An 8,668-nucleotide genomic window follows, 5' to 3' on the forward strand; every position below is an offset into this window, starting at 1 on the left:
CACTCGCTACGACAAAACCCGCGAGTCCTACCAGGCAGCCGTCACCGTCGCATCCCTGTTCCTCTGGCTAAAGCCCCTTTGAAGACACTGCCTAGTCGCTGGCGATCGCGTTCAGGACGTTCATCCGCCCCGCCCGGAAGGCCGGGACCAGTGCGGCGAACAGGCCCACCAGGGCCGAGGCGGCGAACACCCCGAGGATGGTCGGCCACGGGATCTCCAGGACCTTCAGGCCCTCCAGGGCGAGCAGCTGCTGCGCGGCGGCGCCCCAGCCCATGCCCAGTCCGAGGCCCAGCAGGGCGCCGAAGAGGGCGATGACCACCGACTCCAGGCGGATCATGCGGCGCAGCTGGCGGCGGGAGAGGCCGATGGCGCGCATCAGGCCGATCTCGCGGGTCCGCTCGACGACGGAGAGGGCGAGGGTGTTCACGACGCCCAGTACCGCGACGACGATGGCGAGGCCGAGGAGCCCGTAGACCATGTTCAGCAGCTGGCCGACCTGGTCCTTCAGCGCCTGCTTGTAGTCGGCCTGGTTGCGGACGGTGTACTGCGGGTACTCAGCGAGGGCCTTCTTGACCTCGGCGTAGGCGCTCTCGGCCTGGCCGTCCTTGGCGGTGGCCAGCAGCATGAACGGGCGGGGCATCCGGTCGGCCGGGACGGAGGCCTCGGCGAGCGCGGTGCTGACGTAGAACGTGCCCTTGTCGAGGTTGCCCTCGTCGCTGGTGATGGCCGCGACCTTGAGCTTGACCGTCTTGCCGCCGTCGAAGGCGACCGTCAGCTCGTCCCCGAGCTTGACCTGGTGCGCGTCGGCGTAGATCGAGCCGACCGAGATCGCGCCCTTGCCGTACGCCGCCGCGTGCTCGCCGGCCACCATCTTGCGCCGCAGGTCCTGGGCGTACGTCGGGTCGGTGGCACCGACCCTGGTCTCCTTGGTGGTCCCGTCCGGGGCGGTGATCTTCACCGGGAGTTCCCGGTAGGCGGTGACGTGGTCGAGGCGGGTGTTGGCCCGCATGGCCTGCTCGGCCTGCGGCATGACCGGCTGTCCGGTCTCGGAGCTGACGATGTAGTCCGCGCCGACCGACTTGTCGAGCTCGTCGGTGGCGGAGGCCACCATCGAGGAGCCGACCACCGACAGGCAGGCGACCAGGGCCAGACCGATCATCAGGGCGGCGGCGGTGGCGCCGGTGCGGCGCGGGTTGCGCAGGGCGTTGCGTTCGGCGAGGCGTCCGACGGAGCCGAAGGGCCGCAGGACCAGGCCGGAGAGCACCCGCACCACGCCGGCCGCGAGCAGCGGGCCGATCACGATGAACCCGACGAGCGTGAACACGACGCCGAGGCCGAGCCACATCGAGCCGGCGGAGGCCTTCTCGGCGGCGGTGGCGAGGAACAGGCCCGTGCCACCGATGCCGGTGAGGACCAGGCCGAGGACGGCGCGGACGATGCCGGCCTTGCGGTCACCGGGGGTGCCGGCGTCGCGCAGGGCGGCCATCGGGGAGACCTTCCCGGCGCGGCGGCCGGGGACGTAGGCGGCGACGACGGTGACGACGATGCCGAGGACCAGGCCGACGACCGGAGTGGTCCAGGCGATGGTCAGGTCGTCGGTGGACAGTTCCATGCCCATCTGGCCCATGAGCTTCATGAGGCCGATGGCCAGACCGATGCCGGCGGCGACGCCGAGCAGCGAGCCGACGACGCCGAGGAGGAAGGCCTCGACGAGCACGGACCGGTTGATCTGGCCGCGGTCGGCGCCGATGGCGCGCATCAGGCCGATCTCACGGGTGCGCTGGGCGACCAGCATCGAGAAGGTGTTGAAGATCAGGAAGATGCCGACGAGGAAGGCGATGCCGGCGAAGCCGAGCATCACGTACTTCATGACGTCGAGGAAGGAGCCGACGTCCTTGCGGTTGGCGTCCGCGGCTTCCTTGGCGGTCTGGAGCTTGTACGCGTCCGCTCCGAGGGCGCTCGCGACGTTCTGCTTGAGCTGCTCGTCGCTCACGCCGTCCTTGGCGGTGACGTTGACGTGCGTGAACGCGCCGGCCGCGCCGAGCAGTTGGCGCTGGGCGGTGTCGGTGTCGAAGTAGACGATCGTCGCGCCCGGGTTGGTCACCGTGAAGGAGGCGATGCCGCTGATCTTCGCGCGGCTGTCGCCGGTGACGGCGATGGTGCGCAGTTCGTCGCCGAGGGCGAGGTGGTGCTTCTTCGCGGTGTCGTTGTCGATCATCACCTCGGTGGGGCCGCGCGGGGCGTGGCCGGAGGTGATCTTCATCGACTTGAGCTCGTTGTCACTCCAGTTGCCCGCGATCGTCGGGGCGCCGGTGGTCGAGCCCATGTTCTCGTTCTCGGCGTTGACCACCGTGACGGCCATGGACAGGACGCCGCCCTCGGCGGTCCGGACGCCCTCGGCCTTCTTGACCCGGTCGACGACCGAGCCCTCCAGCGTCTGCGGCTTGCCGGTGTCGGGGGTCTCCTCACCGGAGACGGCTTCCTTGGGGCTGACCGTGACGTTGGAGTTGGTGACGGCGAACAGCTTGTCGAAGGTGGTGTTCATGGTGTCGGTGAACACCAGGGTGCCGCAGACGAAGGCGACGGAGAGCAGTACGGCGATGGCGGAGAGCGCCATCCGCCCCTTGTGCGCGACGAAGTTGCGCCGCGCGGTCTTCATGACGGTCACGAGGTCCGCCCGCGCGCGTCGAAGTCCTTCATGCGGTCCAGGACCTGGTCCGCGGTGGGCCCGTACATCTCGTCGACGATCCGGCCGTCGGCGAGGAAGATGACGCGGTCCGCGTAGGAGGCGGCGACCGGGTCGTGGGTGACCATGACGATGGTCTGGCCGAGCTCGTCCACGGACTGGCGCAGGAACCCGAGCACCTCGGCGCCGGCGCGGGAGTCGAGGTTTCCGGTCGGCTCGTCACCGAAGATGATCGCCGGCCGGGCCGCGAGGGCGCGGGCGACGGCCACGCGCTGCTGCTGGCCGCCGGAGAGTTCGGTGGGGCGGTGCTTGAGGCGGCCCGCGAGACCCACGGTCTGCACGACCCGGTCCAGCCACTGCGGGTCCGGCTTGCGGCCCGCGATGTCCATGGGGAGCGTGATGTTCTCCAGGGCGTTGAGCGTGGGCAGCAGGTTGAAGGCCTGGAAGATGAAGCCGATCCGGTCGCGGCGCAGCTGGGTGAGCTTCTTGTCCTTCAGGCCGGTGATCTCGGTCTCTTCGAGGAAGATCTGTCCGCTGGTCACGGTGTCCAGGCCGGCGAGGCAGTGCATGAGCGTGGACTTGCCGGAGCCGGACGGGCCCATGATCGCGGTGAACTGGCCCGCGTGGACGTCCACGTCCACCGCGTCGAGGGCGACGACACGGGTCTCGCCGGAGCCGTAGGCCTTGACGACCTTGCGCGCCCGGGCCGCGACGGCGCCGTGCCCTCCGGTACTCCCGTGCCTGGATTCGGTCATCGCCGTTGTCACGGTGCTCTCCCCCTGGTTTCTGCGCGCTCTGTGCGCGCTGGTGCGTGCGTGCGTCGCCGTCGAAGTCTGCGGTGCGGGGGGTGTCCGGCGCGCTGGTGCCCATCGCCGTATCCACCGGGGGGTTAACCCCACCCCCGCGGCCCCGCTCATATGAACCAGTTAAAGACGTCGCGGGACGTTCGGCCTCATCCGGCGGGACGAACGTCCCCTGGCCCGTGAGGCGGAGGAACCCCTAGGGGATCCGCGCCTCCGGCCCGCCCGGGGTGAGGGATACCGCCGGACACGCGCCCGGTGAGAAGGTGTTCTCCGCGTCCGGGTGCCGGGGGCACAGATGCGCGGGGAGGTCCGGTGGCGGCAGGCGGGAACCAGGGGGAGACGCCCGTGGGGGACGGGGTGGACCTCGCCGGAGGAAACGTTTCCGCCAACCGTCCGGACCCCCGGGACGAGCGCCGCGGCCCGGCCGGGCGCCCGCCCGCCCGCGTGGTCGTCTCCCTGATGCTGAGCATGGCCCTGGTGGCCCTCGACACCACGATCGTCTCCACCGCCGTACCGCAGATCGTCGGCGACCTCGGCGGGTTCTCCGTCTTCTCCTGGCTCTTCTCCGGCTACCTCCTCGCCGTCACCGTCACCCTGCCCGTCTACGGGAAGCTCAGCGACACCTTCGGCCGCAAGCCCGTCCTGCTCTTCGGCACCGCCCTGTTCCTCGTCGGCTCGGTCCTGTGCGCGTCCGCCTGGAACATGGCCGCGCTCATCGCCTTCCGGATCGTCCAGGGGCTGGGCGGCGGCGCCCTCCAGAGCACCGTGCAGACCCTGGCCGCCGACCTGTACCCGCTGAAGGAACGCCCCAGGATCCAGGCCCGGATGACCACCGTGTGGGCCTCCTCCGCCCTGATCGGCCCGGCCCTCGGCGGGCTGCTCGCCGCGTACGCGGGCTGGCGCTGGACGTTCCTGATCAACGTGCCGCTCGCCGGCCTCGCCCTGTGGCTGACCGCCCGGCACCTCGTCGAACCCGTACGCTCCCCCGGCCGCCGGGGCCCCGTCGACTGGGCGGGCGCGCTCGGCGTCTTCGCCTGCGGCGGGGTGCTCCTCTTCGCGCTGGTGCAGGGCGGGGTCGCCTGGCCGTGGCTGTCCGCGCCCTCCCTGGCCCTGCTCGCGACCAGCGCGCTCCTGGCCGCCGTCGTGGTCCGGATCGAACGCCGGGCCCCGGAGCCGATCCTGCCCGGCTGGGTGTGGCGGCGGCGCACCATCGCCGCCGTGAACCTGGCCCTGGGCGCACTGGGCCTGCTCATGGTCGCCCCGCTGGTGTTCATGCCGACCTACGCCCAGACCGTGCTCGGCCTCGGCCCCGTCGGCGCCGGGTTCGTGATGGCCCTCATGACCCTGAGCTGGCCCATCTCCGCCGCCTTCTGCCAGCACGTCTACCGGCGCATCGGCTTCCGCGACACCGCCGTCCTCGGCATCGGCCTGGCCGCGGTGATCCTGTACGCCTTCACGCTGCTCCCCCACCCCGCCCGGCCGTGGCAGCCCGCACTGATCATGCTGCTGCTGGGCTTCGCCCTCGGCTTCTTCCAACTGCCGCTGATCATCGGCGTGCAGTCCACGGTGGGCTGGGAGGAACGGGGCACCACGACCGCCTCCGTCCTGTTCTGCCGCACCGTCGGCCAGAGCGTGGGCGCCGCGCTGCTGGGAGCCGTGGCCAACGCGACCATCGCCGCCCGGCTGGCCGACTCCCCGCTGCCGGGACTCCCCCGGCGGCTGGACGACGTGTCGAAGGCCCTCGCCGACCGGGACTCCCTCCCCGCGGCCACCGCCGACCACCTGCGCTCGGCGGTCGCCGCCGCCGTGGACCACATCTTCCTCGGCGCGACGGCCGCCGCCGTGGCCGCGCTGCTGGTCCTCCTGCTGATCGCGCCGCGCGAGTTCCCCGTCCGCACGGACGACCAGACCTGACTTGTCATGCACCGGGCCATCCGGTACCTCTCGTCCCCAGGACCGTTTCCGGGGGGACGACATGACATCCGCACTCTTCGCACTGGCGTTACTGGCCGCCCTGGCCGGCCCCGTGGCCCTGCGGCTGCGCCGCGCCCCGGGCTTCGTCACCGGCCGCGACGGCCGGCTCTCCACCTCCACCACCCTCGCCCTGGCCTGGACCGTGATCCTGGTCTGGCTGCTGCTCACGGTCCTCGCGTACGGGCTGACGGCCGGCGGCGGCACCGCGTACTTCCGGGGCTCCGGCGGCCCCCTGTCCCCGCTGGCCGAGGTCTACCTGCCGCTCCTCGGCGGACCCTACGCGGCCATGATCGGCGCGAAGGCGGTCGTCGGGACGCGCGTGGAGAACGGCAGCATGGCCAAACCGGCCCCGAAGCCGACCCCGGACGGCCGCCGCCCCCTGCGGGAGCTGATCGCGAACGACAGCGGCCGCACCGACCTCGTCGACCTCCAGTACGTCGCCCTCGGCGCGGTCACGATGCTCTACGTCGTGCTGACCTTCCTCACCGACGTCGGCGCCGGACTCCCGCACCTGCCCGGCGAGATCTGGACCCTGACGGGCGCCCCCGCCGGCGCCTACCTGGTCAACAAGCTGGCCACCCGCGCCAACCCGGTGATCACCGGGGCCGAGGTCCGCGACGGGCTGCTCACCGTCGAGGGCGGCGGCTTCACCGAACCCCGCCTCACCGTCGACGACACCGTCCTGCCCGCCACCCCCGACCCCCTGACGGGCGCCCTCACGACACCCCTGCCCGCCACGACGCGACCCCCGTTCACGGTCGTGGTCACCTCCCGCGGCCTGCGCAGCGACCCGTACCGGGTGGACTAGGGCCGTGGCCGGAAAGGTTTGCCGGGGCGCGGCGTCCGGTGCGGTGCATCTCAAGGCGGAGGGCCACGGCTCGTACCGGACGTACCTCCGTGGTGCGACAACGCGGAGAGGTGCCGTGCCGGGCGTCGCGACCCGGTGGACCTTTCCGGTCACGGCACTAGGCAGTGCCGTCCTTGTGGCGGGCGTAGTAGCGGGCGACCCGGGCTCGGTTGCCGCAGACCGACGCCACGCACCAGCGGCGCCGCGGGTGCGCCGGGAGGAACAGGAGCACGCAGCCCTCGGCCCCGCACTCCCGGACCTCCGCCACCCGGGTCCCGGTCAGCAGGTCGGCCACGGCCTCCGCGAGCTCCGCCGCCAGCCGGTGCGCCGGGCCCGCGTCCCGACGGGCCACCGCCTCCAGCCCGCCCCCCTCCGCCCAGGCCAGCTCCCGGTGCGCCGGCGCCGCCGCCAGGGCCCCGTTCAGCACGCGCAGCGCCTCCGCGGGCGGCCGCTCACCCCGCCGGACGGCCGCGAGCGCCGGGCCGGCGGCCTCCCGTACGGCATGGACGGCGGCCACCTCCCGCGGCCCCGCCCCGACCGCCTCCAGCCGCCCGCCCTGTGCCTCCAGCCACGCGGCGAGGCCGGACGGACCGGCGATCAGATCCCCTTCGGCGGTCCGGGTGTTCAGCAGGTCCAGGGCGAGGTGCTCACCGATGAGCGGAAACGAATCCATAGACCTAATGCTACTCAACCCCCTTGACGCATTACACCCACCTAGATCAAACTAATGCCACCAACCCACAAGGAGGCATGTGATGACTATCGTGCACCGTACGGTCGACGTGGACGGCGTGAGCGTCGCCTACCGCGAGAGCGGCCCCGCCGACGCCCCCGTCCTGCTGCTCCTGCACGGCTTCCCCACCTCCTCCCACCAGTTCGCCCGCCTCATGGACGCCCTGGACGGCACCCCGTACCGCCTGATCGCCCCCGACTACCCCGGCTCCGGCCGGACCCGGACCCCCGACGGCTTCACCTACACCTTCGACCGGCTCGCGGACATCGTGGAGGGCTTCACCGACGCCCTCGGCCTCGACCGCTACGCGCTCTACGTCTTCGACTTCGGCGCCCCCGTCGGCCTGCGGCTCGCCACCCGCCGCCCGGAACGCGTGACCGGCCTCATCGTCCAGAACGGCAACGCCTACGAAGACGGCCTCTCCGACGCCGCACGCGCCTTCGCCGGCCTCAAGCGGGACGTCCCGGGCGACGAGGAGCGCGTCCGCGGCCTCTTCACCGAGGAGGGCACCCGCTTCCAGTACGAGACCGGCGTCGCCGACCCCGAACTGATCTCCCCCGACGGCTGGACCCTCGACGTCCACTACCTCGGCCGGCCCGGACGCGCCGACGCCCAGGCCGACCTCGCCTTCGACTACGCCGGCAACTTCGCCCACTACCCGGCCTGGCAGTCCTGGCTGCGCGACGCGCAGCCCCCGCTGCTGGTCGTCTGGGGCGCGGGCGACCCCTTCTTCACCCCGGCGGGCGCGAAGGCCTACCTCCGCGACGTCCCGGACGCGCGGCTCCACGTCTTCGACGCGGCGGGCCACTTCGCCCTGGAAACCCACCTCCCCGAAATCGCCCCCCTGATCCAGGACTTCCTCACCGGCCTCCCGAACTGACCCACCCCCAAGACACCCGCTGCGCGTTCCCCGCCCCCTGGGGGATGTGGCGTTCGGGCGTCCCCCGACCCGGCCCGGGGCCACCCCCTCGGCCCGACCGCCCGCCACCAGGACCGGGCGTTGCCCTGCGCTCGCCGCCGGGTATGCCGCTGCGCGGGGCAGTCCCCGACCCGCCCTTCCACCGTTCCCGCCTCAAACGCCGGCGCGGCTCAGCAAAGCCCCCGGGGGCTCCGCCCCCGAACCCCCACGCCTCAAACGCCGGCGAGGCTGGAACAACCCCGCGGAGCCGGGACCGTCCCCAGCCGGACAAACCCGGCGGAGCCGGGAACCGTCCCGAGCCTGACAAGCCAGGCGCGCGCGGCGGGAGCCGCCCGGCGGAGCCGGGGCCGTCCCGGGCCGGACATGCCCGGCGCGCGAGGCGGGAGCCACCCAGCGGAGCCGGGGCCGTCCCGGGCCGGACATGCCCGGCGGAGCCGGGACCCCTGGGGCTCCGCCCCAGACCCCGCGCCTCAAACGCCGGCGAGGCTGGATATGGCCCGGCTGGAGCAGCACCGCAGGGCGGTAGGCCGGCTAAGCCTGGGCAGTGCGGCCGAGGTAGGCCCGGGGGGCGAACGGGCCCGGAAAGGTCCCGGGCCGGGGGCGGGGACGGTGTGGGGGGTCGGCCGGGGCTAAAACGTGATTTGTTGGCGCCCTGCCCCGCCCGACAAGACGCTCCGGACAAGGCGCCATAAATCATGCCCGCCCC

6 protein-coding genes are annotated in these 8,668 nt (G+C 72.6%); 3 read left to right on the forward strand and 3 right to left on the reverse strand.

From position 1 onward, the window contains the following. Positions 1–91: 91 nt before the first annotated feature. On the reverse strand, positions 92–2,668 hold the full coding sequence (locus ABZZ17_RS39455) for an FtsX-like permease family protein (RefSeq protein WP_356884127.1): 2,577 nt from the start codon (positions 2,666–2,668) through the stop codon (positions 92–94). Beyond that, positions 2,665–3,453: an ABC transporter ATP-binding protein gene (locus ABZZ17_RS39460; protein ID WP_356884129.1), complete on the reverse strand. Its 789-nt coding sequence runs from the start codon at positions 3,451–3,453 to the stop codon at positions 2,665–2,667. The genes ABZZ17_RS39455 and ABZZ17_RS39460 overlap by 4 nt, the downstream gene beginning before the upstream one ends. A 480-nt stretch (positions 3,454–3,933) precedes the next feature. On the opposite strand from ABZZ17_RS39460, the gene ABZZ17_RS39465 reads away from it, so the two are divergent. Beyond that, positions 3,934–5,403: an MDR family MFS transporter gene (locus ABZZ17_RS39465; protein WP_356884137.1), complete on the forward strand. Its 1,470-nt coding sequence runs from the start codon at positions 3,934–3,936 to the stop codon at positions 5,401–5,403. 61 nt (positions 5,404–5,464) lie between these two features. After that, the gene (locus ABZZ17_RS39470) at positions 5,465–6,271 is read left to right on the forward strand and encodes a hypothetical protein (RefSeq protein WP_356884131.1); all 807 of its coding nucleotides are present in this window, start codon (positions 5,465–5,467) and stop codon (positions 6,269–6,271) included. Between the two features lie 157 nt (positions 6,272–6,428). Here ABZZ17_RS39470 and ABZZ17_RS39475 read toward each other — a convergent pair whose 3' ends face one another. Then, complete coding sequence (locus tag ABZZ17_RS39475) at positions 6,429–6,983, reverse strand: ABATE domain-containing protein (protein ID WP_356884133.1); 555 nt, start codon at positions 6,981–6,983, stop codon at positions 6,429–6,431. An 82-nt stretch (positions 6,984–7,065) separates the two neighbouring features. On the opposite strand from ABZZ17_RS39475, the gene ABZZ17_RS39480 reads away from it, so the two are divergent. After that, positions 7,066–7,923 carry an alpha/beta hydrolase gene (locus tag ABZZ17_RS39480; protein ID WP_356884135.1) on the forward strand — a complete coding sequence of 286 codons (858 nt, stop codon included), beginning with the start codon at positions 7,066–7,068 and terminating at the stop codon, positions 7,921–7,923. Positions 7,924–8,668 lie beyond the last annotated feature (745 nt).

Source organism: Streptomyces sp. NPDC006512 (genome assembly GCF_040611935.1).
Taxonomy (GTDB): domain Bacteria; phylum Actinomycetota; class Actinomycetes; order Streptomycetales; family Streptomycetaceae; genus Streptomyces.